Consider the following 22,572-nt stretch of genomic DNA (forward strand, 5'->3'; position numbering starts at 1 on the left):
ACGGCCCAGTGCAGAAGCGGGAGGCAGGGCTTCCCGCTGGCTTGCAGGTCAGCCGCCCGGGCTGTGAAGAGCCGAAAAGCAAAAGAGACAGTTCATGAGCGATACCACCCTGGTCACCCGCATTCTTTTTCAGGATTTTTCTTCCTGGAGCATCACCCTGTTTTACCTGCTGGGCTACACCGCCATCGGCATCTTTGCCCACGGTGTGTACACCCAGGTGCGTAAATACCGGCGCGGCCGTCCGCTGGATATCGGCGCCTGGCGCCAGCGTGCCATCAACATGGTGCAGGATATGCTAACACACCGCACGCTGGTGCGGCGGGATCGCAAGGCAGGGCGCGCCCATGCGCTCATCTTCTTCGGCTTTGCCCTGCTGTTCATTGGCACGGCGACCATCACGCTTGAATATGACATTTTGCAGCCGCTGTTTGGCTGGCGCTTCTGGCATGGCGAGTTCTACCTGTGGTTTTCGCTGGTGCTGGATATTGCCGGCGCAGGCCTGATCGCCGGCGTGCTCTACATGATGTATCGCCGCCAGTGGCTGAAGCTGCCCAAGTTGGATTACGCCCGGCCGGACCGCAGCCCGCAAGACCCGGATTACGATCGCAGTGGCTATCGCCGTGAGGACTGGGCCTTTCTGTGGGCGCTGATCCTGATCGGCGTCACCGGCTTTGTGCTGGAAGCCACCCGTCTGGTCTGGCTGAGCGGTCAGCCCACGGTGTGGGACCTGCGCTTCTGGTCACCGGTCGGTGCTGTCATGGCGCATGTCATGCAATGGATGGGCTTGTCACCGGAAGGTGCCGGGCTGTTCCGCAGCGGCCTGTGGTGGTTTCACGGTCTGCTGGCGCTGACCTTTATTGCGCTCATTCCCTACAGCAAGATCAAGCATATTGTCACCGCGCCCACCTCGCTGATGCTGCGCGACCCCCTGGCAGGCCGTCGTCTGCCCAAGGTGCCGGAAGAGCAGGCCAGCGCGGGCTATCAGTACATCACCGATTTCAAATGGAAAGAGCTGCTGCATCTGGATGCCTGCACCAAGTGCGGCCGCTGCCACGAGGCTTGCCCGGCCAATGCCGTGGGGGCGCCGCTATCCCCGCGTGATGTGATTCTGTCGCTGCGCGAGTTTGCCAACCAGAGCCTCAATGCCGCCACCCTGCCGGAAAAAGCCGAGCTGGATGTGCATGGCAAAGGCCCGGGGCAGGTGTTCATGGAGACTCTGTGGTCGTGCCGTACCTGCCTGGCCTGCGTGGAAATCTGCCCGGTGGCGGTGGAGCATGTGCCGATTATTGTGCAGATGCGCCGCAAGCTGGTGGAAGACGGCAACATGGAACCGCTGCTGGAGAAAACCCTGCAGACCATCCATAAAACCGGCAATTCGTTTGGCGAATCCAAACGCAAGCGCGCCGCCTGGACCAAGGAGCTGCCGTTTACCATCAAGGATGCGCGCAAGGAGGCGGTGGACATGCTGTGGTTTGTCGGCGATTACGCCTCGTTTGATCCGCGCAACCAGAAAGTTACCCGTGCCTTTGCCCGGCTGATGCATCAGGCCGGGGTGGATTTTGGCCTGCTGTTTGAAGGTGAAATGAACGCGGGCAACGATGTACGCCGCGTGGGTGAGGAGGGGCTGTATGAATACCTCGCCACCGCCAACATCACCTCGATACGGGATTGCGAGTTCAAGTCCGTGGTCACCACCGACCCGCACTCCTACAACACCATTCGCAACGAATACCCGGACTTTGGCGGCGAATTCGAGATTCAGCATTACACCACCGTAGTGCGCGAGCTGTTGCTGCAAGGCCGATTGCGCCTGAGCAAAACGTTGGGTTACCGCGTGACCTTCCATGACCCTTGCCACCTGGGCCGCTACAACAAGGGCTTTGATGCGCCGCGCGACATCCTGCAGATGCTGGGTTGCGAGCTGGTGGAGATGGGGCGCAATCGCGACAACTCCTTCTGCTGCGGCGCGGGTGGCGGCCGTATCTGGATCCCCGATGCGCCGGGCACGGAAAAACCCTCGCAGAACCGCATGCACGAAGCGGGCGCCATCGAAGGCCTGCAAGTGTTCGTGGTGTCCTGCCCCAAGGATCTCACCATGTTTGAGGATGCCCTGAAGACCTCGGGCTACGAGGGCAAGTTTGTGGTGCGTGAGCTGATTGAACTGATAGAAGAATGTGTGGAATACGATGAGTCCCCAGCGCTTTCTGTCGAAGTCTGAGTCACAGGTTCCCATGACCGCACAGGCGCTGCTGGCGCATGTGCTGGAAAGTGGTGATTTTTATGCGGCGGTGGCCGTGCATGGCATTGCCGATACCAGGCAGCGCCAGCGGCTGGAGGAACGCTTGTTTGGCAGTCGCCGCGATGTGCTGATGCTGGCGCGCTGGGAGCATACGCCCGCCAATGTGCTGGATGCCCTGTCGCGGCTGGAGCACATGCCGCTGGCACGGCGCGTGGTCAAGCACCGCAATACCGGGGGCAGCACGCTCAAGCATCAGTTCAGCCAGTCGGACGACCCTGCGCTGACAGGCCTTCTCGCCCTGCACGCCAATACGCCTGCGCCCTTGCTGCTGCAGATTGCCATGGGCGATCACGATCAGGTGGTGTTGAAAGGGCTGGCGCGCAATCCCAGTGCGCAGCCTGAGGTATTGCGCCTGCTGGCGCAGCGTTTCCCCAGGCGTTTTGACAAGGAAATCGCCAGCCATGCGGCAGTGCCGGTGGATCTGCTGGCCACGCTCTACCACCGTGGTGACAAGTTTGTGCGGGCCGCCGTGCTGGGGCACAAGCATGTGCCGGAAGCCCTGCTGCTGCAAGCGGCCAAATCCACCGAAACCCTGATCTTGCGTGCCCTGGTCAAGCATCCGCAGTTGCCCGCTGCCCTGGTGGATACCCTGAGCCAGCACAAAGACAACGCCATACGTGCGGCACTGGCGACGCGGGCAGATTTGCCTGTGCATCTGACTGCGCGCCTGGCGCTGGACGAAAGCGATAGCGTGCGCCGCGCGGTGGCCTGCCGCGCCGACCTTGCACCTACGCTCATGCAGATGCTGGCGGAGGACCACGACCCCTGGGTGCGGCAATGGCTGGGCCGTAATCCCATGGCGGGCAAGCATGTGCTGCAAAAGCTCGCGCTGGATATTCATGAAGATGTGCGCCGTGCTGTGGCGCGTAATCCGAATTGCCCCATCACCCTGCTGGAGAAACTGGCTTCTGACCATAGAAGCTGGGTGCGTGCAGCGGTGGCGTATCAGCCCAATGTCACTTCCTGCCTGATGGCGAGCCTGGCGCGCGATAGCGCGGTGGATGTGCTGTCCGGTGTGGCGGCCAATCCACACACAGCGCCCGTGCTGCTGAAGCGCCTGGTGTTCTCCGAGGAGCTGGACGTGCGGCGCGGCGTGATCCTGAATCCGGCAGCGGGCCCTGATATTTTGCTGCCGCTGCTGCAAGACCCGTATTACCTGCATCGCGTGATGCTGGCGAGCAGCCCCAAGCTCAGCGACCAGGACAAATGGCAACTGCGGGACGACCCCGATGCACGGGTGCGTTTTGCCTTATTTCAATGGCTGGCCGCGCGCGCCTTGCGCCCGGTGGCCGACCGGTATTTCTACAGGAGGAAGGCATGAAAATAGTAGTGGCAGTAAAACAGGTGGCCGCGCTCGATGATGATTTCGAGATACGCGCCGATGGCCTGGATGTGGATGAGGATTTTCTGATGTATGACCTCAATGAGTGGGATGACTACTCGCTGGAAGAGGCCATGAAGATCAAGGAAGCCGCTGCCGAGGGCGCGGTGGAAGTGATTGCCGTCTCGGTGGGCCCGGAGCGTGTTGATGAAAGCCTGCGCAAGTGCCTGGCCAAAGGCGCTGATCGCGCCATCCGTGTGTGGGATGACGCCATGGAAGGCTCGGATGCCGTGACCATAGGCCGCATTCTGGCGAGCGTGGTGAAAAAGGAAGCACCTGCCATGGTGTTTGCCGGTGTGCAGTCCTCGGACCAGGCCAATGCTGCCACTGGCATGGCAATTGCCGCTAGCCTCGATTGGCCGCATGCCGCCGTGGTGGCCGAGCTGGAGTATCAGCCCGGTGCTGCCACGGCCCGCATCAAGCGCGAGCTGGAAGGCGGCATGCTGCAGGCAGTGGAGATTGATTGCCCGGCCGTGCTGACCTTGCAACTTGGCATCAACAAGCCACGCTATGCCTCGCTGCGGGGCATCAAGCAGGCGGCCGCCAAACCGATTGAACACTGGAGCCTGGGTGACTTGGGGCTGGATGCTACGCAAGTAGGCGCCACCGCTGCGCTATCCCGCGTGCGCCGCATGGAAATTCCGGTCAAGGGTCGCGCCCAGATGATAGAAGGCACGATCGCCGAGCAAGCTGCCAAGCTGATTGAAATCATCAAGGAATACAAGGGAGAAGCTGCATGAACACTATTCTTGTAGTAGCCGAACACCGGCGCGGCGAAGTGCGCCCGGTGACGCTGGAGCTGATCACCGCCGCCCAGCAACTGAAAACGGCGGCGGATGACCGCGTGCTGCTGGCGATTATTGGTCAAGAGGCGGAGTCGCTCGCCAGCCAGCTGCAATGGGCAGGTGTTGACGAAATCATTGCCTGCAAGACCAATAGTGCCGAGTTTGAACCTGAGCTGGCCGAACAGGCAGTGTCTGCGCTGATTGTCTCGCGCAAACCCATTGCCGTGCTGTTGCCGCACAGTGTGGATTCATTGGGCTACGCCACAGCGGTGGCGGTGAAGGGCGGGTATGGTTATGCCACCGATGTCTTCAAGCTCGCCTACGATGGCGGCGCGCTGGTTGCCACGCGTGGCGGCTATAACCAGAAGGTGAATGTCGAGGTGGATTTCCCCGGTCATGCCTGTGCGGTAATGACCATACGTGGTGGCGCCTTCAAGCCGGTAGAAACCGCAGCGGCTCCGCTGCTGACGGTGGATGACCGCAGTGAGCTGAGCGCCCGCAGCCGTCCGCTGGAGTTCATTGAGCAGGGCGGTGGTGGCGATATCGACATCACCACGGTCGAGTTCATCATGTCCATCGGCCGTGGCATCGGCGAAGAAGCCAATGTGGAAGACTTCCGCGAGCTGGCGGATAACATCGACGCCACCCTGTGCTGCTCGCGGCCGATAGCCGATGCTGGCTGGCTGCCCAAGTCGCGCCAGGTCGGGCAATCCGGCAAGGTGGTGAGTGCGTGCAAGCTGTATGTGGCGATGGGGATTTCCGGTTCCATCCAGCACATGGCGGGCATGAAGCATGTGAACACCATCGTCGCGGTCAATACCGATCCCGGCGCGTCGATTTTCACCATTGCCAAGTACGGCATCGTGGCGGATATCTTCGAGATACAGGAGGAGCTGCAAGCCCAGCTTGCCTGAGTCCGCGTGTTTCCGCTTTCATCCTGCTTGAAAGCGGCTGCCATACCAAACCGTCAGCCCTGGGGCTGGCGGTTTTTTTATTGTGGCGCGCCTGAGCCAAGCACTTGATAATTCGCCCTAATCGCCCTATGTATGGGCTTGTGTTCGGGTATAATTACGTTTTTTATCATTTACGTTTATATATAGGATTCGTCATGCCTATTTACGATTATCAATGCACCAGTTGCGGATTCAAAAAAGAAGTCATGCGCAAGATCAGTGAAGCGACCTTGAATACCGCCTGCCCCGAGTGTGGCAAGGAAACCTTTGCCAAGCAGGTGTCGGCCCCCAGCTTTCAGTTGAATGGCACGGGCTGGTATGCCACCGATTTCAAGGGTGGGAGCAGCAAATCCGAAAAAAAGACTGAGGCGGCCGCTGCCGCCTGCAACCCCGGCTGTGCTTGCCACTAACCCCTAAATCAAGAATCCCTACATGAAGCGTTATTTTATTACCGGCCTTCTGGTGCTGGTGCCGCTGTTCATTACTGCCTGGGTACTGGCGACCCTGATCGGCCTGATGGACCAGAGCCTGCTGCTGCTGCCGCTGGCCTGGCGTCCTGAAGCGCAGTTCGGCCGCAGCATCCCCGGCATTGGCGCCATCCTCACCTTGCTGATTATTTTCGTCACTGGGCTGGTGGCGACCAACTTTTTCGGCAAGCAGCTGATCGCCCTGTGGGAAAACCTGCTGGGCCGGGTGCCGGTGGTAAAAAGCATCTACAACAGCGTCAAGCAGGTGTCCGACACGCTGTTTTCCGATTCCGGCAATGCCTTTCGCAAGGCACTGCTGGTGCAATACCCGCGTGAAGGCAGCTGGACCGTGGCTTTCCTCACTGGTCAGCCTGGCGGCGATGTCTCGAATCATCTCAAGGGCGATTACGTCAGCGTGTATGTGCCGACCACGCCCAACCCGACGTCCGGCTTCTTTCTGATGATGCCGCGCGAGGATGTGGTCGAGCTCGACATGAGTGTGGACGAAGCGCTCAAGTACATTATTTCCATGGGGGTGGTGGCTCCGGCCGACAAATCCCCTATCATCACCAACCCGACAAAATAAGATATTCACTATGCGTACTCATTACTGCGGTCACCTGAACCGCGAACACATTGGCCAGACTGTTACCCTGTGCGGCTGGGCGCATCGCCGCCGTGACCATGGTGGCGTGATCTTTATCGACCTGCGCGACCGCGAAGGCATGGCCCAGATCGTGATCGACCCTGATACGCCGGAAGCTTTCAAGCTGGCCGAAACCGTACGCAGCGAATTTGTGCTGAAGGTGGTGTGCAAGGTGCGCGCCCGCCCTGAAGGCACGGTGAATGCCAATATTCCTACTGGCGAAGTTGAAATGCTGGCGACCGAGATTGAGATTCTCAACCCATCGCTGACGCCACCGTTCATGCTGGACGACGACAACCTGAGCGAAATGGTGCGCCTCGAGCATCGCTATATCGACCTGCGTCGCCCCGCCATGCAGAAAAACATGATGCTGCGCTACCGCGTTGCCAAGACCCTGCGTGACCATCTGGATAGCAACGGCTTTATTGAAGTCGAAACGCCTATGCTGACGCGCTCCACCCCGGAAGGTGCCCGCGATTACCTGGTGCCATCCCGCGTGCATCACGGCCAGTTCTTCGCGCTGCCGCAATCGCCTCAGCTGTTCAAGCAATTGCTGATGGTGTCGGGCTTTGACCGCTACTTCCAGATCACCAAGTGTTTCCGCGACGAAGACTTGCGTGCGGACCGTCAGCCTGAATTCACCCAGGTCGATATCGAAACTTCCTTCCTCGGCGAAGAAGAGATCATGAACATCGTGGAAGACATGATCCGCAAGATGTTCAAGAGCGTGCAGGATATTGACCTGCCTGCGCAGTTCCCCCGCATGCCATTCTCCGAAGCCATGAACAAATACGGCTCCGACAAGCCCGACATGCGCGTGACGCTGGAAATCACCGAGCTGACCGACATCATGAAAGATGTGGATTTCAAGGTGTTCGCCGGTGCTGCCAATATGGTAGGTGGTCGCGTGGCCGCCATGCGCGTGCCAAACGGCGCCGCCATCAGCCGTTCCGAGATCGATGCCTACACTGAGTTCGTCAAGATCTACGGTGCCAAGGGTCTGGCTTACATCAAGATCAACGACATCACCAAGCTCAACGAAGAAGGCCTGCAAAGCCCCATCGTCAAGAACATCCACGTTAACGCGCTGCAAGCCATTATCGACCGCACCGGTGCGCAAAATGGCGACATCGTGTTCTTCGGTGCTGATAAGGCCAAGGTGGTGAACGAAGCACTGGGCGCCCTGCGTACCAAGGTTGGCCACGAAAAAGGCCATGTCGATGGCCGTGCCTGGGCACCGCTGTGGGTGGTGGATTTCCCCATGTTCGAACACGACGAAGAAGCCGACCGCTGGGTCGCACTGCACCACCCCTTCACCAGCCCCAAGGATGGTCACGAAGACCTGCTCACCACCAACCCCGGTGCCGCCCTGTCCAAAGCGTATGACATGGTGCTCAACGGCTGGGAAGTCGGCGGCGGTTCCGTGCGTATCCACAAGCAGGAAGTGCAGTCCAAGGTATTCGACGCGCTCAAGATCAGCAAGGAAGAAGCCCAGGAGAAATTCGGCTTCCTGCTCGACGCGCTGCAATATGGTGCCCCACCGCACGGCGGCCTGGCTTTCGGTCTCGACCGCCTGGTTACCCTGATGGCCGGTGCTGAATCCATCCGCGACGTGATTGCCTTCCCCAAGACCCAGCGCGCGCAATGTCTGATGACCAATGCGCCCAACGAAGTCGACGAGAAGCAGTTGCGTGAGTTGCATATCCGCGTGCGGCAACAGAACGCTGCAGCCTGATGTTGCGATTAGCAAAGGCCTGAGCGAGATTGATGTCAGCAGCAAAACCGGGCCGCAACGATCCTTGCGTTTGCGGCAGCGGTAAAAAATATAAACAGTGCTAGGCTCAATTCCATGGTGAACGAGAACCAGCTGCTGGATCAGGCCTTGCTCTTGCAACAGCGAGGGCAGTTCAAGGAGGCGGAAGCCGTTTTTCGCCAGCTGCTCGGCATGCGATCACGCAACCCGGCGGTGTATCTCAACTATGCCAATCTGCATTACGTCTGCGGGCGCTTGCAGCAGGCGATTGCGATGTGCAAGCAGGCGCTGGCCATTCATCCGGATATTGCCGATGCGCATTACAACCTTGCGGTCTTCTATGTAGAGCAGAAGAAGATCAAAGAGGCGGTTGCCAGTCTGCAGGCAGCGATCAAGGTCAATCCGCAATATGCAGAGGCCTATTTTCTGCTGGGAGTGCAGCAAAAAGCATTGGGCCAGTTAAACGAGGCCATCGCCAGTTTTCGCTATGTGATTGCGAGCAATCCGCAGGTATGGGAGGCGCATTTCAATCTCGCCAATACCCTGGCGCAAGCCGGGCAGTACGCGGCGGCGATTGAATCGTATGAGCGGGTGCTGGCGATGCAGGGTGATCACCTGGAGGCCAGGTTCAATCTCTCGAATGCCTTGCTGAATGCCGGCAAGACGGATGAAGCCATTCAGCGCTTGCAGGCGATTATTGCCGGGTATCCGGATTTTCATACAGCGTATATCAACCTGGGCAACGCCTATCTGGCAAAGCGTCAATATGCCGACGCTATCACAAGCTATCGTACGGCCTTGCAACACATCGCTGATAAACCGGAAATCCTGCTCAACCTGGGCACAGCTCTCAAGGGGAGCGGCGATATTGCGGGTGCCATTGAAACCTATGAGCGTCTGATCAAGGCGCACAAGAATTTCAAGGAAGCTTTTGATAACCTGGGTAACCTCTATTTATCGCAAGGCATGCATACCAAGGGGCTGGAAACCATACGCAAGGGTTCCGGGTTTATACGATTCAGGCTGGGGAAGGGGTACGCCACGGTATAGGCGTGAAAGACATGGAACAACTCAATATTAGCTGTGAGACCAGCCCGCATTTTATCGGTGCCTGGAAGCTGGATGACGTATCCTTGTGCGATGAGCTCATCCGTTTTTTTGAGGAGCACCAGGACAGGCAGCGCCAGGGTGTCACGCTGGAAGGCTTTGATCCGAATATCAAAAACTCGCTGGATATGTCGATTGCTCCGGCGGATATCAATACGCCCAGCCATCGCTGCATCAAGGCGTATATCGCGCAGCTCTACGCTTGCTATACCGCTTACGCCAAGCAGTGGCCTTTTCTGGAGAAGACCTTTCCCGTGCTGGATATTGGCCGATTCAATATCCAGAAATACAATCCGGGCGGCCATTTTGCCCATGTACACAGCGAGCGCACGGACATTGCCTCTTTGCACAGGCTGTTTGCCTTCATGACGTATCTCAATGATGATTTTGAGGATGGCCATACCCACTTCGTGCATCAGCAACTCAGAATCAAACCTGAAAAAGGCAAAACCCTGATCTGGCCAGCCGAGTGGACGCATGCGCATGCTGGCGAAGTGGTGTCGCAGGGTTCCAAATACATCGTCACAGGCTGGTTGCTATTGCCTCATTGAGCTGATTTTTCACAAAAATATTCATGACCATCAAATCTCTTATCCGCACTATCCCCGATTACCCCAAGCCGGGTATCCAGTTTCGTGATATCACCACGCTGCTGAAAGATGCCGAGGGCTTACGGCTGACCATAGACCAGCTGGCGGCGCGCTATCGTGGCGAGACCATAGCCAAGGTGGTGGGCATTGAGTCGCGTGGCTTTATCGTGGGCGCAGCGCTGGCCTATCAGCTGGGCGTGGGCTTTGTGCCGGTGCGCAAGCGCGGCAAGCTGCCGGGCGAGGTGCTGGGGCATGACTATGCGCTGGAATATGGCACTGATCGTGTGGAAATTCATACCGATGCGATTGCGCCGGGTGAACGGGTTCTGTTGGTGGACGATCTGATTGCCACGGGTGGCACCGCCGAGGCGGCGGTGATGCTGATACGTCAGCTGGGTGGCGAAGTGACCGAATGTGCGTTTATTGTCGACCTGCCGGATCTGGGTGGGATGAAACGATTGGCCGCGCTGGGCCTCAAAGCTTATGCGCTATGCGAATTTGAGGGTGACTGATTTTGGGGAGAGCCAAGCTTTCGCCACTCACCCGCTGGTATAGTGCGATTCCACTTAACTTTTAGCCTGTCACTCGACCATGTCTTCTTTTAAAATTCCGGTATCGGCCCTGATCGTGATTCATACGCCGGATTTGCAGGTGCTGCTGATGGAGCGCGCCGACAAGGTGGGTTATTGGCAATCGGTGACGGGCAGTGTGGAACGCCTGTCCGATGGCACGCTGGAAGCTCCGTTTGATGCGGCCATACGCGAGGTGGCAGAAGAAACCGGACTGGATGCCCGGCAGTATGCCTTCAGCGACTGGCAGGCATCCAATGTGTACGAAATCTACCCACACTGGCGTTATCGCTACGCGCCAGGGGTAACGGAGAATACCGAGCATGTGTTCGGCCTTGAGTTACCTGCCCCATTGCCGGTGCAGCTCGCGCCGGATGAGCATGTGCGCTATGAATGGGTGGACTGGCGCGAGGCCGCCAAAAAAGTATTTTCATGGACCAATGTCGAAGCCCTGCGCATGCTGGGCGCCCGCCATGGTGAAACATTATAGAGTCAGGTGTTTTTTTGAAATTCGAGCCCCAGGCTCACAATAGGGCAGCAGCCAGATGCTTGCGCCCCAACAGGTAAACGGAAATCATGCAAACAGCCACCATCAAATTTGAACGCTACCAACACGCCGCCGAGGATGATTGCCAGGAACGCATTCTGGCGGCTAAGGCCAAGCTGGGCAAGCGCCTGGTGATCCTGGGTCACCATTATCAGCAGGAAAGCGTTTACCGCCATGCGGATTACACCGGTGACTCGCTGAAGCTGTCGCGCTTTGCCGCGCAGACGGATGCGGAGTACATCGTGTTTCTGGGCGTGCATTTCATGGCTGAGGTGGCGGATATCCTGTCGCGCCCCGAGCAGATCGCGATTCTGCCTGATCTGGCGGCTGGCTGCTCCATGGCCGATATGGCCAACCTGGCCAAGGTGGAGCGTTCGCGCCGCGAGCTGGCCAAGGTGCTGGATTTTGATGCCACCATTACGCCAGTCACTTACATCAACTCTGCAGCTGACCTCAAAGCTTTTTGCGGCGAGCACGGCGGCATCGTCTGCACCTCGACCAATGCGCCCAAGATTCTGGAATGGGCGTTTGCCCAGCGCGAAAAGGTCCTGTTCTTCCCCGATCAGAATCTGGGTCGCTGGAGCGGTTACAAGATGGGCATCCCACTGGAGCAAATGCCAGTGTGGGACCCGGACCAGCCCATGGGCGGCCTCACTGAAGAGCAGATCAAGAATGCCAAGATTCTGCTGTGGAAAGGCCACTGCGCCGTGCACCAGATGTTCCGCGAGCAGAACATCACCCGTTTCCGCGCCGAGCATCCAGATGGCTTTGTCATCTCACACCCCGAGTCACCGTTTGAGGTGTGCCTGAATTCGGACTATGTCGGCTCTACCGAATATATCCTCAAGACGGTCTCCGAAGCGCCTGCGGGCACCAAGTGGCTGGTGGGCACCGAACTGAATCTGGTGAACCGCCTGGCCGAGCAGATGAAGCCTGAAGGCAAGCTGGTGCAATTCATGTCGCACGTGATCTGCGAGTGCTCGACCATGGCGCGCATAGACCCGCAACACCTGGCCTGGACGCTGGAAAACCTGGCGGATGGCAATGTGGTCAACCGCATCAGCGTGCCGCCACACGAGGCCGAGTTGGCCAAGCTCACGCTGCAACGCATGCTGGATGCCTCATAAGCGAGGAACCTTGATGCCGATTCAGCGTCGCACCTTGCGTGTTCACTCAATCGGGATTCCATGCTGCCCACGCTGCGCGTAGCCACATTCAATATTCACAAAGGGCTGACGAGCTTCAACGCGCGTCTGGCCCTGCACGATCAGCGCGAGATGATCCGCAACCTGCAGGCCGACGTGGTGTTTTTGCAGGAAGTGCAGGACGAGCACCATGGCAACGGCCTGCGCTTCAAGCACTGGCCCGCTACCGGGCAAACGCATTTTCTGGCTGACGCCTGCGGCCCCAACTACGCCTATGGCAAAAACGCGGTTTACCCCGGCGGCCATCATGGCAATGCGGTGCTGTCGCGCTTTCCCATCCTGCAATCCACCACCCACGATATTTCTGCGCATGAAATCGAGCAGCGCGGCCTGCTGCATTGTGAAATCGCGATAGAAGGCTGGCCGCAAACCCTGCATTGCATCTGCGTGCATCTGGGCCTGCTGGCCCGCTGGCGCTTTAAGCAATTTGGTGCCCTGCGTGATTACATCCACGCGGTAATTCCGGAAGATGCGCCGCTGGTGATCGCTGGCGATTTTAACGACTGGCGCCTCTCTGCCGGGCATCAGGTGATGGATGGGCTGAACATGCGCGAAGTGTTTGAGCATGCCCATGGCAAACCAGCGCGCAGCTTTCCTTCCATGTTTCCGCTATTCCGGCTGGACCGCATCTATGTGCGCGGCTTCAATATTCATAGCGCGCATGTGCACGGTGGCCCCCGCACTGCACTCACCTCCGACCACGCCGCTCTTTCCGCCGTGCTGGAAAAACGATGAGACCACGCTACAGCCGGGGTAACGATATACGCCTGCTGCGCAATGGCACGGAATATTTCCCCGCCCTGCTGCAAGCGCTGGATAGCGCGCGCTACGAGATTTTCCTCGAAACCTATATCTACGAGATGGACGACATCGGCCAGCAGGTGACCGCATCGCTGATGCATGCGGCCGCCCGCGGCGTGCAGGTGCATCTGCTGCTGGATGGGTATGGCTCGCGATCTTTCCCGGAAAATACCCGCGAGCAACTGGAGCAGGCGGGCGTGCAGGTGCTGTTTTACCGCCCCAGGATTTCACCGTGGACCTTCAAGCGCAACCGCCTTCGACGCCTGCACCGCAAGCTGGTCACGGTGGATGCGCAAGTGGCTTTTGTCGGCGGCATCAACATCATTGACGACATGGACGTGCCGGGCAACATGGGCCCGCGCATTGATTATGCTGTGCGGGTGCAAGGCCCGCTGCTGCCCGAAATACAGCTGCGCGTAGAGCGCCTGTGGCGGCGCATCGCCTGGATGCACCTGCAAGTGCGCTACGCCTCCACGGTGGATGGCGACACCAGACCCGGCATCACAGGCAACGTACGCGCCGCCTTTGTCATTCGCGATAACGTGCTGCACCGGCGCGATATCGAGCGCATGTACCTGCAAGCCATCGGCCGCGCGCGCGATGACATCATCATCGCCAATGCCTACTTTTTGCCCGGCCGCCGCTTTCGCCGCGCCCTCATCGCAGCCGCCCAGCGCGGCGTGCGTGTGCGGCTGCTGCTGCAAGGGCGGCTCGAATACGTCTTTATGACCGCCACCCACGCCATCTATCACCAGCTGCTGGATAGCGGCATCGAGATTTACGAATACCGCAAAAGCTTCATGCACAGCAAAGTCGCTGTGGTCGATAGCAAATGGGCCACCGTTGGCTCATCCAATATCGACCCATTCAGCCTTCTGCTCGCGCGTGAGGCCAATGTCGTGGTCATGGACAATACCTTTGCCTTAACCCTCAAGCATGATCTGGAGCGGGCGATTCAGGATGGCGCCGTGCAGATACGCCCACAAGAATGGCAGCGTGGCCACTTCATCCGCCGCGGCTTCTCCTGGCTGGTGTTCGGCGCTGTCCGTTTCATCCTCGGCCTCATCGGCTACGGCAATCAGCACTAGGTTTTAGCGTGGGCAATGTCACGCCGCGGTTTGCCCTCGCCGCCGCAAGCCCTTATAATTCAAGCCCTGCATTCCTCATGCAGTTCTTTCAAGTGCCGGTGTAGCTCAGTTGGTAGAGCAGCTCATTCGTAATCGGTGCGCGATACTCGGCATGATGATGTAAAACGTAATAAAAACAACAGCTTGATGACTTCACTGGTCTGGCGGTGTGGTACATCAGAAGCAAGTTCAACAAGAGTTTTCAGGTTTAGCCGCTGTAGCTCAGTCGGTAGAGCAGCGCATTCGTAATGCGAAGGTCACCAGTTCGATTCCGGTCAGCGGCACCAACCAGAGAAGGGCCACCCAAACGGGTGGCCCTTTTTGCTTTATGGTTTCCAATCCTTCTTTGCATATCGCAGCATACTTTGAATCATGACAATATATTCTTAACCTCCCAAATTGGGAGGTTGACACAATTTTTTGTTTGTGTAATTATGCTCCCAAAGTGAGAAAGAAAATCATGGTGCTACTAGGACGTGAACGACTTGAAAAACTTCGGGGACTTAGCGAGCAAGCTCAGAAATGGCTTGTCAGTTGGGCCGCCGAGGTGACAGCAGCCAACTGGAAACATGCCGCGGACGTGAAGGCTCAATTCCCCAGCGTCCACACTATTGACCAGAGCTCATTTGTATTTCAGGTTGCAGATTGCGGTTGGAAAATTTGTTTGCTTATTGCCTATCCGCAAGGGGTAGTGCTTATTACGGAATTAAAGATTGAAGATGAAGCATATGGAAGCTAAGGTCATCCGTACCAAGGAACAGTACGACGCTTACCTCAGCGAAGTGCAGACGTTGATGGCGAAAGGAGTTGCTCTTGGTACTGAAGATAGCGAGCGATTAGAGTTACTGACTGTCCTTCTTGAGTCATATGAGAATACAAAGTATCCAATAGAAAGTCCTGATCCAATTGATGCGATATTGTTTAGGATGAACGAAAAAGGACTAAAAAGGGCTGACTTAATCCCATATTTTGGAACAAGCAGTCGGGTCTCCGAAGTTTTGGGGCGGAAACGACCGCTCACCGTGCAGATGATTAGAGCGTTAGCGGTTGGACTTGGCTTATCGGCAGAGACTTTAATTGGCTTGTCGTCTAGTGAAGATGCTCAGAAAAAAAGCGAAGTTGACTGGTCAAAATTCCCCATCCGTGAGATGACTAAACGCGGATGGTTCGGTCGCCTCTCGAATAGCGTCAAATCTACTGCAGAAGATGTGGTTAAGGAGTTTATTGCTGACGCAGGCTTAAGTTTTGGAGCTGCGTCATTTAGGCGATCTATTGGCGGGGAAGCGCATTCACCTACGACTAAGTATGCTTTGTACGCTTGGCTTGCACGTGTGATACAGACGGCCAGAGGTATGAAAGACCAACTTGGAAAGTTTGAACGGGAAGCTCTGAATGCAGCTTTTTTAAGAGAATTGGCGCAGTTAAGCTGGTCGGAGCGTGGCCCGCTTTTGGCGGTTGAGTTCTTAAATAAGCACGGTATTGCGGTAGTAATTGAACCCCATCTTAAAGGGACACTAGTTGACGGCGCAGCGTTAAAAGATTTAGATGGCACTCCTATTGTTGGGCTAACCCTTCGATATGATCGTCTTGATAATTTCTGGTTTACTCTTTTGCATGAGGTGGCTCACCTCTGGAAGCATGTTAATGACCAGGATGCCTTTATTGACGACCTTGATGCATCTTCGGAAGACAGGAGAGAAGCAGAAGCCAACAGGTTGGCAAGAGAAGCTTTTATTCCTAGGCTAATTTGGAAACGGAGTGACGCTTTTGTGTCGCCGAGTAGAGAATCAATAGATCGGCTATCTCGGGAATTACGAATACATCCTGCCATCATCGCCGGTAGGTTGCGTAGAGAAACTGGGAATTACCATTTGTTCACTGACATTTTGGGACAAGACCAGGTAAGAGCGATGTTCAATCAGTCGATAGATGACAGTGAGGCATAGCATGGCACAAACGTACGTCCCGATTTATAGAGCGAAGCCCGGCGAGTTTGAAGCGCTTTCTAATATTAATAAGGATCATGTAAAACGTGTCCTTCCCCTATTTGAAATCCCTCCTATCACGCCTAAAGTAAGTGAGCAGGTAAGATTTAAGGAGTGTGCAGCATTAACTTGTGCTTACTTGGATCATATTGCTCAGGGCATTGCTAATGTCCGCAAGGGCCACGACGCGATGGCTGACATCTCTCGGTGGAATCCAGAAGCCTTAGTAGAAACTGGCGAGCATGTGCTGCCTTATCTGTACTCGCAACTTCGAAAAATGGGTGTCAATGTTGTGCCGGTTGTTGGTTTTGATAGCTGGGAGAGCCCAGTGTATCGTGTAGCTATGCAAGGCGTCGAAATGCCCGATGATGGCTACTTCTGCATCCGGTTGGATTCGCAAGCGATCGAAGATGCCGCTGACCCATTCTTCTTGGAAGAGGGGATTCAAGAAATTCTCGACGGTCTCGGAATCGACCCCAAGCGTTGCGGAATCATCATCGATTTCGGCGATGTAACTGCACGTTCACTCATCGAGCTTATCGATCAGACTGATGGTGTACTGCAGGTATTGGCGCCTATGAGCTTTAAGTTTTTTGCGACAATCGGCTGCTCCTTACCTTCCACGATCGATAAAGCTGTAAAAGATCACGACTCTACCGGCAAAGTCGTTCGTAAGGAGATGCTTTTATGGCAGTCGATGTTGACGCAGTACCCCATGATTCCAATGCGTTATGGTGATTACGGGGTCCGTGGGCCAGGCTCGGTCGACGACGTCGTGGCACCTGATGCGAACGGAAAAATTCGCCATACAATCGATCAGAACTTTTATGTGCTCAGGGGGCACTCCATGCGGAAGGGTGATAAAGGTGCTCAGATGTATAAGCTGGCTGCGACATTGGTCAACTCACCCTATTTCATGGGTGAAGGCTTTAGCTGGGGTGACGCTGAGATTGCCTTGCGGAGCAAAAAGCTCAAGGACCCCAGCATCAAGATAGGGCCCGGAGGGCATGCCAAGTGGATTGCTTTCGATACCAGCCATCATCTGGCGTACGTAGTCGCAGAAGTTGACGACTTCCAATACAAAACTGCAGTTTCTGGAATCACTGTTACTCAAGACGAATAAAGGGGAGGCACCATGACACGTAACACGAAGCAAACATCAGCCAAGGTCGCATCCCTGGCATCGGAGACGCTTTTGAACAAGCAGGCATCGAATGTAGCTCGCAGTTTAGCGGCGTCGGCGCTTTCTCAGCGTGACGGCAACAAACAGACCGGAGCGAAAATGGAAACGTTGGCATCTAAGGTACTGCACAGTGAAAAGTATGCCGCTGCCACTAAAGAACTTGCCGCAACCGTATTGGCTCAAGCTAATAAGGAACGCTAGTTCTATAGTTAAGGAGGCCCGGGCCGTGCTTCTATCTGAGCCATGATCAAAAGTTATAAGTCAGCGTCACCCTCGCCGTCCTTGGCTCCACCGGGTGAAAGTGCACATCATCCACCCCGGACAGCGCTTCGCCTTGCAGACGGGATGTGTAGTAGTAGTCGATGTCACTGTTTTTGCGGTTGAAGAGGTTGAATATATCCAGGGTCAGCCGGGTTTTTGCATCCACTTTATAGCCTACGCGCAGGTAGGCGATGGTGGTTGCGTTGGAGCGCACGCTGTTGTCTTCGATCAAGGGTCTGGGGCCAAAGTAGCGCAGCTGAAAGGCGCCTGACCAGTTACCCAGCCGCGTGACCGTGGCGCCGAGCGAGGCGACCTGATTGATGGCGCCGGGGATGTAGTCACCGGCTGCATCATGCTCGGTGAAGCGGGCGTGGGTGGCGGCGAGGTCCATATCCAGCAGCAACCAATCGTTGGCGATGTAATGGTTGTTCCATTCCACGCCCACCCGTTTGCTGGCGCGGCTGGCTTCGGTTTCCCCGGCATCGCCGACAAACACCAGTTCGGAGGCGTTATCCAGCCGCCACACGGCGAGTGAGCTTTGCAGGCCGTGGATGACTTCGGTACGCAGCCCCAGCTCCATGCCGCGCGTGTTGACCAGCGGTGTGACGGCGCTGGTGGCGCCGCTGCCATTGGGTAGCTGGGTTTGGGTGGTGCCGCGGGCATCGTTGCTATGAAAGCCTTTGCCGATATTCACGAAGTATTCGGTATTGGCCCATGGCCCGAAGATCAGCGAGAGTTTGGGCGAAACCACATCGTCATGCGCGGTGCCGGAGTTGCCCTGAATGCTGCTTTCCACATCAAAGGCATAGCTGTCATAGCGTAAGCCGGCCACGCTGCGGAATTTGGGCAACCATTGCGTGGTGTTTTCGGCGAAAAGGCCGATGCTGGCTTCTTTCACCTGATCTTCGCGGATGGTGGCAAGCCGTTGCCGCGCCACGGTGTTATAGAGCCCGACGGGGGAGAGGCGGTCGTAACGCGTCTGCATGCCGAGCTTGTTTTGCACATCCAGCCCCGCCCAAGTGCTGAACCAGGTCTGGCTGACATTCAGGCCCGCCATGCGCCGCTGCTCGCGCTGGTTAAACTGGTCGCCATTTACTGGATCATTCAAAAAGTAAGAGAAGTTGCTGTAGAGGTCGAGGCTGGATTGCACCATGTAGGCATTCACCTCAAGTGCGCCTTGCTGGTTGCGCCGGTGCAAGCCGTAAGACAGGCTGTAGCGGGAAGACTCGCCGCCATCGGTGGTGTCTATTGCACCATAGCGGCTGATCAGGCCGGACGAGACGGCGCGCGCGGGTATCTGGTCGGTGGCGTTCCAGTGATTGTGGTAAGCCATCGCCGTGACGTTGAATCCATTAGCGGCATCGCCTTCGCTGTAGCGCAGCACGCCATTCACCTTGCGCAGGTTTTCCGGGCTATCCCACGGGCCATCGTTGCGGTTGATTTCCAGACCATACAGCAGCTGCCCATTGCCTGCCGCCATGGAGTTCGCCAGCAGGTAGCGGCGGTAGGTATTTTCCCCAGTCGACATCGAGGCCACGCCCTGCGGCAAGGTATTGGCCAGCTGCAAATGCGCCGCTCCGGCAGATGAAAAGTCCCCCTCTTCAGCATAATACGGGCCCTTGCGATAGTGAATGCGCTCGACCAGTTCGGGAATCAGAAAATTGAGATCAGTGTAGCCCTGGCCGTGCGCGTGCGAGCGCATGTTGACCGGCATCTCGTCCACATAGGTGGCAAAGTCGGTGCCATGGTCCAGATTGAATCCACGCAGATAATACTGGTTGGCTTTGCCATCGCCGCTGTGCTGGCTGACGATCATGCCCGGCACAAACTCCAGTATTTCGCCGGTGCGCAGGGTGGGGCGGTTGGCGATCAATGTCGACGTCACGCTGCCTTCACTGGCGGCATCCGAGGTGCCGATGGCGTTGTCGTAATGACTGGTGACGCTGACCGGGCTTAGTGTCAGCGCTTCACTGCCATACGCCGACATCGCGCTTGCCAGCGTCAGGCCGATGGTCCATATGCGACCCCATGAGGGGGCCACATATTCAGGGGGAAATGACATGCGTGAATTATTTAGATAGACACAGGCAAATTCAACCACAAAGCGTCCAGATATTTTATAAGCATGATGACGTATGCCTGCATGCCGCCCTGGCAAATATGAGGAGCACCAAGCAGGCGACTAGTACCAAAGTACTATTGTGCGATAAATCCCAAGCTCTACAATGGCGCCAGCATCAAGCAATACTACAAAAACAGATTAGCCAACTATGGGGAAGCCAAATGTTCAATAATTTTTTCAAGGGCCTGATTGCCAGCCTGGCCCTGCTGGCAAGTGTGGCCGCCAACGCCGCAACTGACACTTACGGTACGCTGTTGTCGGGTTCATTCACGCCTTCAAGTTCGTTCGCCACCTTGACTTACAGCAATGTTGGTAACGTCTATACCTTCACTTTGACTGCCAATGATCTCAATACCCTGTTCACTAACGATGCGTTTATCGGTGCCGTGGCTGTAGATTCTGCGGTAACGCCAACCGTATCGAATGTATCAGGCGATGCGCCAGTATCTATTGCTGCTGGCGGTGGTCCTGGTGGTGGTTTTGATTTCCGCTTTGATCTGACAGGTCCCAAGAAGGCACGTTTGACTGATGGTGAAAGCGTTACCTGGACGGCTACCTTTGCTAGCGCCGTTGAGCTGAGCGCCTCCTCGTTTGCGCTGCATGTGCAAGGCTTGACCAATGCACAAGGTGGTAGCGCCTGGTACACCGCCAGCACACCCACTGTTTCCGCTGTGCCTGAGGCTGACACCTACGCCATGATGGCGCTGGGTCTGGGCCTGATGGGCTTTGTTGCCCGTCGCCGTCGCGCCTGAGATTGCTGGTAATATGAAAAAGCCCCGCTCGCGGGGCTTTTTTTATGGGCTGACATACGCGGCATCAGGTTAGCGGTAGGCGCTGAAGCTGGCGCGGTCATGCAGAGATGCGTATCTGGTTCTTGCCGCTGCGTTTGGCCTCGTACATGGCATTGTCGGCCTCTTTCAGCAGCATATCTGGTTGCACATGGCTATTCGGCGCGTAGTAGGCAAGGCCCAGGCTACAGCTGATCTGACGTGGCTCGCCGCCCAACATCACAGGGTCGCGCAGCAGGGTCAGGATTTTCTGGGCCACGCCTTCTGCGTGCTGCTTTTCCGGCATGTTTTCCAGCAGCACCACAAATTCATCGCCCGCAAAGCGGGCAACGGTATCGGTTTGCCGTGTGGCGCTGCTCAAGCGGTTGGCGATTTCGCGCAGCAGCATGTCGCCAGCGTCATGGCCCAGCTCGTCGTTGATCTGCTTGAAGCCATCCAGGTCAATAAACATCAAGGCCAACCACTGCTGGGTACGGTCGGCGCGGGCCAGCGCCAGCGGCAGGGCTTCGGTAAAGGCGCGGCGGTTGGGCAAGCCGGTCAGCACATCGTGCTTGGCTTCTTTTTCCAGCAGGCTTTGCAGGTGTTTGCGTTCGCTGATATCGGTGAGAAAGGCGCTGAAGATGTGCTTGCCATGCACCTCGATTTTGCTGATGCGCACCTCGACGGGGACAATATGCCCATCCTTGTGTTTGGCTTCCAGCTCAAGCCGCTTGCCAAGCACCACGGCCTCGCCAGTGTCCATATGGCGTTGCATGCCGTTGAGGTGCGCTTGCTGCATATGGGGCGGGATGATGACCTGATCAAGGCGCTGGCCGATGGCTTCACGCGCCGACCAGCCAAAGGTGATTTCGGCCTGGCGGTTCCAGGCGGTGATGATGCCGGATTGATTGATGCTGACATAGGCGTCGTTGGCATTCTCGATCACCATGCTGATTTCCAGCTCGCGTTCCTTCAGCTCCTGCGCGGCCAGCGTTTGCTTGGCCATGGCAAATGACAGCATTTCATTGCTCTTGTTTAGTTCAAAGGTGCGCTGGGCCACCCGGTTTTCCAGTTCATGCTGCAACTCGTTGAGCGCCTGCTCGGCGACTTTTTTGTCGTGTATGTCTTTGACAATCGAAACAAAATACTCCAATTCGCCACGTGTATTGATCTGCTTGGTGACGCTGAGGCTGGCCCACCGTAGCTCGCCATCCTTGCGGATATACCGCTTTTCGATCTTGTAACGGTCTATCTTGTCTTCGGCCAATTGCTTAAGCAGATCCAGGTCGGCTGGCAGATCATCGGGGTAGGTGATGTCCCTGAAGCTCAGCAAATGCAGTTCATCCTGGCGATAGCCCAGAAACCGGCATAGCTCCTCATTCACACTCAGCCATCCGCCATCCGGGGCGACCAGCGCAATGCCAATCGCCGCTTTTTCAAAGATGGTACGGAAGCGCGCCTCGCTGGCATGCAGCACGGTTTGCGAGAGCTTGAGGTGCGACTCTGTGAGTGCCAGTGCTTCGCGCAGGCGGATTTCTTTGCTGACGAGGTCGGCAAGGCAGGTCAATATTTCCAGCTCGTGTTTGCTCAGCTCTCTGGGCTGGGCATCGATGGCGCACAGGGTGCCAAGGGCATAGCCTGCCGTGGTGCGTATGGGGATGCCTGCATAGAAGCGGATATTCGGAAATTGCAGCACCATGGGATTATCGGCAAACCGCTCATCCAGCAGGGCATCATTCACCACCATGGGCTTGGTCTGCAAGATGGCATGGGCGCAAAAAGCGACGTCACGGGGCGACTCTTCCGCCTCCACTCCAATGCGGGATTTGAACCATTGCCTGTCCGTATCCACTAGCGAAATCAAGGCGATGGGAACATTCAGGGTCAGGGCAACCAGTTGCGTGATTCTGTCGAATACGGGCTCGGGGTCGGTATCCAGCAGCCCGAGCGCATGCAGCATGGCGATGCGTTCTGCTTCATCTGGCGGCAAGGTGGCTGATTTCATATGGCTTTCTTACGCATCA

Annotated in this window: 22 protein-coding genes and 1 tRNA gene; 21 read left to right on the forward strand and 2 right to left on the reverse strand. The window is 56.8% G+C overall.

Features of this window, described 5'->3' with window-relative positions; all coding sequences use genetic code 11:
• Positions 1–94: 94 nt before the first annotated feature.
• The 20 genes from ACWWD9_RS02215 to ACWWD9_RS02310 all read left to right on the forward strand — a co-directional run bounded on the left by ACWWD9_RS02215 (position 95) and on the right by ACWWD9_RS02310 (position 17,599).
• Entirely contained in the window at positions 95–2,218 is a 2,124-nt protein-coding gene (locus ACWWD9_RS02215) for a heterodisulfide reductase-related iron-sulfur binding cluster (protein ID WP_455867591.1), read from the forward strand.
• On the forward strand, positions 2,187–3,620 hold the full coding sequence (locus ACWWD9_RS02220) for a hypothetical protein (RefSeq protein WP_455867592.1): 1,434 nt from the start codon (positions 2,187–2,189) through the stop codon (positions 3,618–3,620). The genes ACWWD9_RS02215 and ACWWD9_RS02220 overlap by 32 nt, the downstream gene beginning before the upstream one ends.
• Complete coding sequence (locus ACWWD9_RS02225) at positions 3,617–4,420, forward strand: electron transfer flavoprotein subunit beta/FixA family protein (RefSeq protein ID WP_455867593.1); 804 nt, start codon at positions 3,617–3,619, stop codon at positions 4,418–4,420. The genes ACWWD9_RS02220 and ACWWD9_RS02225 overlap by 4 nt, the downstream gene beginning before the upstream one ends.
• On the forward strand, positions 4,417–5,379 hold the full coding sequence (locus ACWWD9_RS02230) for an electron transfer flavoprotein subunit alpha/FixB family protein (RefSeq protein WP_455867594.1): 963 nt from the start codon (positions 4,417–4,419) through the stop codon (positions 5,377–5,379). Before ACWWD9_RS02225 ends, ACWWD9_RS02230 begins: the two co-directional genes overlap by 4 nt.
• A 194-nt stretch (positions 5,380–5,573) precedes the next feature.
• Positions 5,574–5,828: an FmdB family zinc ribbon protein gene (locus ACWWD9_RS02235; protein ID WP_455867595.1), complete on the forward strand. Its 255-nt coding sequence runs from the start codon at positions 5,574–5,576 to the stop codon at positions 5,826–5,828.
• A gap of 22 nt (positions 5,829–5,850) precedes the next feature.
• Positions 5,851–6,471 carry a DUF502 domain-containing protein gene (locus tag ACWWD9_RS02240; RefSeq protein ID WP_013443163.1) on the forward strand — a complete coding sequence of 207 codons (621 nt, stop codon included), beginning with the start codon at positions 5,851–5,853 and terminating at the stop codon, positions 6,469–6,471.
• Positions 6,472–6,481: 10 nt separating this feature from the next.
• A complete protein-coding gene (gene aspS / locus ACWWD9_RS02245; RefSeq protein ID WP_015830955.1) occupies positions 6,482–8,266 on the forward strand; it encodes an aspartate--tRNA ligase in 1,785 nt (594 codons plus the stop codon).
• Positions 8,267–8,298: 32 nt separating this feature from the next.
• On the forward strand, positions 8,299–8,370 hold the full coding sequence (locus ACWWD9_RS02250) for an SEC-C metal-binding domain-containing protein (protein WP_455868127.1): 72 nt from the start codon (positions 8,299–8,301) through the stop codon (positions 8,368–8,370).
• Between the two features lie 10 nt (positions 8,371–8,380).
• A complete protein-coding gene (locus ACWWD9_RS02255) occupies positions 8,381–9,334 on the forward strand; it encodes a tetratricopeptide repeat protein (RefSeq protein ID WP_455867596.1) in 954 nt (317 codons plus the stop codon).
• Between the two features lie 11 nt (positions 9,335–9,345).
• The gene (locus tag ACWWD9_RS02260; protein ID WP_159354993.1) at positions 9,346–9,942 is read left to right on the forward strand and encodes a 2OG-Fe(II) oxygenase; all 597 of its coding nucleotides are present in this window, start codon (positions 9,346–9,348) and stop codon (positions 9,940–9,942) included.
• A gap of 23 nt (positions 9,943–9,965) precedes the next feature.
• Complete coding sequence (locus ACWWD9_RS02265) at positions 9,966–10,493, forward strand: adenine phosphoribosyltransferase (protein ID WP_455867597.1); 528 nt, start codon at positions 9,966–9,968, stop codon at positions 10,491–10,493.
• A 79-nt stretch (positions 10,494–10,572) separates the two neighbouring features.
• Entirely contained in the window at positions 10,573–11,040 is a 468-nt protein-coding gene (nudB, locus tag ACWWD9_RS02270) for a dihydroneopterin triphosphate diphosphatase (protein WP_455867598.1), read from the forward strand.
• Between the two features lie 86 nt (positions 11,041–11,126).
• Positions 11,127–12,224, forward strand: coding sequence for a quinolinate synthase NadA (gene nadA, locus ACWWD9_RS02275; protein ID WP_013443157.1), 1,098 nt, complete (start codon positions 11,127–11,129; stop codon positions 12,222–12,224).
• A gap of 60 nt (positions 12,225–12,284) precedes the next feature.
• A complete protein-coding gene (locus ACWWD9_RS02280; RefSeq protein ID WP_455867599.1) occupies positions 12,285–13,037 on the forward strand; it encodes an endonuclease/exonuclease/phosphatase family protein in 753 nt (250 codons plus the stop codon).
• Complete coding sequence (gene clsB / locus ACWWD9_RS02285; RefSeq protein WP_455867600.1) at positions 13,034–14,191, forward strand: cardiolipin synthase ClsB; 1,158 nt, start codon at positions 13,034–13,036, stop codon at positions 14,189–14,191. The genes ACWWD9_RS02280 and clsB overlap by 4 nt, the downstream gene beginning before the upstream one ends.
• Before the next feature lie 250 nt (positions 14,192–14,441).
• Positions 14,442–14,517 (forward strand) — tRNA-Thr (locus tag ACWWD9_RS02290).
• Positions 14,518–14,675: 158 nt separating this feature from the next.
• Positions 14,676–14,969 carry a type II toxin-antitoxin system HigB family toxin gene (locus ACWWD9_RS02295; RefSeq protein ID WP_455867601.1) on the forward strand — a complete coding sequence of 98 codons (294 nt, stop codon included), beginning with the start codon at positions 14,676–14,678 and terminating at the stop codon, positions 14,967–14,969.
• Positions 14,950–16,176 (forward strand): ImmA/IrrE family metallo-endopeptidase, encoded by a 1,227-nt coding sequence (locus ACWWD9_RS02300; RefSeq protein ID WP_455867602.1) that lies wholly within the window; start codon positions 14,950–14,952, stop codon positions 16,174–16,176. Before ACWWD9_RS02295 ends, ACWWD9_RS02300 begins: the two co-directional genes overlap by 20 nt.
• Before the next feature lies 1 nt (position 16,177).
• Complete coding sequence (locus ACWWD9_RS02305) at positions 16,178–17,338, forward strand: beta family protein (protein WP_455867603.1); 1,161 nt, start codon at positions 16,178–16,180, stop codon at positions 17,336–17,338.
• 12 nt (positions 17,339–17,350) lie between these two features.
• The gene (locus ACWWD9_RS02310) at positions 17,351–17,599 is read left to right on the forward strand and encodes a hypothetical protein (protein ID WP_455867604.1); all 249 of its coding nucleotides are present in this window, start codon (positions 17,351–17,353) and stop codon (positions 17,597–17,599) included.
• A gap of 46 nt (positions 17,600–17,645) precedes the next feature.
• On the opposite strand, the gene ACWWD9_RS02315 is transcribed toward ACWWD9_RS02310, so the two are convergent.
• Entirely contained in the window at positions 17,646–19,721 is a 2,076-nt protein-coding gene (locus ACWWD9_RS02315; RefSeq protein ID WP_455867605.1) for a TonB-dependent receptor, read from the reverse strand.
• A 221-nt stretch (positions 19,722–19,942) separates the two neighbouring features.
• Between ACWWD9_RS02315 and ACWWD9_RS02320 the strand changes: the two genes are divergently transcribed.
• Entirely contained in the window at positions 19,943–20,533 is a 591-nt protein-coding gene (locus ACWWD9_RS02320; RefSeq protein WP_013443151.1) for an FxDxF family PEP-CTERM protein, read from the forward strand.
• Between the two features lie 97 nt (positions 20,534–20,630).
• Here the strand turns inward: ACWWD9_RS02320 and ACWWD9_RS02325 are convergent, their stop codons facing one another.
• Positions 20,631–22,553, reverse strand: a complete 1,923-nt coding sequence (locus ACWWD9_RS02325; protein ID WP_455867606.1) for a diguanylate cyclase domain-containing protein — start codon at positions 22,551–22,553, stop codon at positions 20,631–20,633.
• Between the last annotated feature and the right edge of the window lie 19 nt (positions 22,554–22,572).

Source organism: Methylovorus sp. SPW-M1, assembly GCF_053848825.1.

Coding starts and splice junctions, on each gene's coding strand:
- ACWWD9_RS02215 (WP_455867591.1), top strand. CDS start 95: ATGAGCGATACCACCCTGGTCACCCGCATTCTTTTTCAGGATTTTTCT.
- nadA (WP_013443157.1), top strand. CDS start 11,127: ATGCAAACAGCCACCATCAAATTTGAACGCTACCAACACGCCGCCGAG.
- ACWWD9_RS02255 (WP_455867596.1), top strand. CDS start 8,381: ATGGTGAACGAGAACCAGCTGCTGGATCAGGCCTTGCTCTTGCAACAG.
- clsB (WP_455867600.1), top strand. CDS start 13,034: ATGAGACCACGCTACAGCCGGGGTAACGATATACGCCTGCTGCGCAAT.
- ACWWD9_RS02325 (WP_455867606.1), bottom strand. CDS start 22,553: ATGAAATCAGCCACCTTGCCGCCAGATGAAGCAGAACGCATCGCCATG.
- ACWWD9_RS02320 (WP_013443151.1), top strand. CDS start 19,943: ATGTTCAATAATTTTTTCAAGGGCCTGATTGCCAGCCTGGCCCTGCTG.
- ACWWD9_RS02230 (WP_455867594.1), top strand. CDS start 4,417: ATGAACACTATTCTTGTAGTAGCCGAACACCGGCGCGGCGAAGTGCGC.
- ACWWD9_RS02265 (WP_455867597.1), top strand. CDS start 9,966: ATGACCATCAAATCTCTTATCCGCACTATCCCCGATTACCCCAAGCCG.
- nudB (WP_455867598.1), top strand. CDS start 10,573: ATGTCTTCTTTTAAAATTCCGGTATCGGCCCTGATCGTGATTCATACG.
- ACWWD9_RS02240 (WP_013443163.1), top strand. CDS start 5,851: ATGAAGCGTTATTTTATTACCGGCCTTCTGGTGCTGGTGCCGCTGTTC.
- ACWWD9_RS02220 (WP_455867592.1), top strand. CDS start 2,187: ATGAGTCCCCAGCGCTTTCTGTCGAAGTCTGAGTCACAGGTTCCCATG.
- aspS (WP_015830955.1), top strand. CDS start 6,482: ATGCGTACTCATTACTGCGGTCACCTGAACCGCGAACACATTGGCCAG.
- ACWWD9_RS02315 (WP_455867605.1), bottom strand. CDS start 19,721: ATGTCATTTCCCCCTGAATATGTGGCCCCCTCATGGGGTCGCATATGG.
- ACWWD9_RS02310 (WP_455867604.1), top strand. CDS start 17,351: ATGACACGTAACACGAAGCAAACATCAGCCAAGGTCGCATCCCTGGCA.
- ACWWD9_RS02225 (WP_455867593.1), top strand. CDS start 3,617: ATGAAAATAGTAGTGGCAGTAAAACAGGTGGCCGCGCTCGATGATGAT.
- ACWWD9_RS02305 (WP_455867603.1), top strand. CDS start 16,178: ATGGCACAAACGTACGTCCCGATTTATAGAGCGAAGCCCGGCGAGTTT.
- ACWWD9_RS02235 (WP_455867595.1), top strand. CDS start 5,574: ATGCCTATTTACGATTATCAATGCACCAGTTGCGGATTCAAAAAAGAA.
- ACWWD9_RS02300 (WP_455867602.1), top strand. CDS start 14,950: ATGAAGCATATGGAAGCTAAGGTCATCCGTACCAAGGAACAGTACGAC.
- ACWWD9_RS02280 (WP_455867599.1), top strand. CDS start 12,285: ATGCTGCCCACGCTGCGCGTAGCCACATTCAATATTCACAAAGGGCTG.
- ACWWD9_RS02260 (WP_159354993.1), top strand. CDS start 9,346: ATGGAACAACTCAATATTAGCTGTGAGACCAGCCCGCATTTTATCGGT.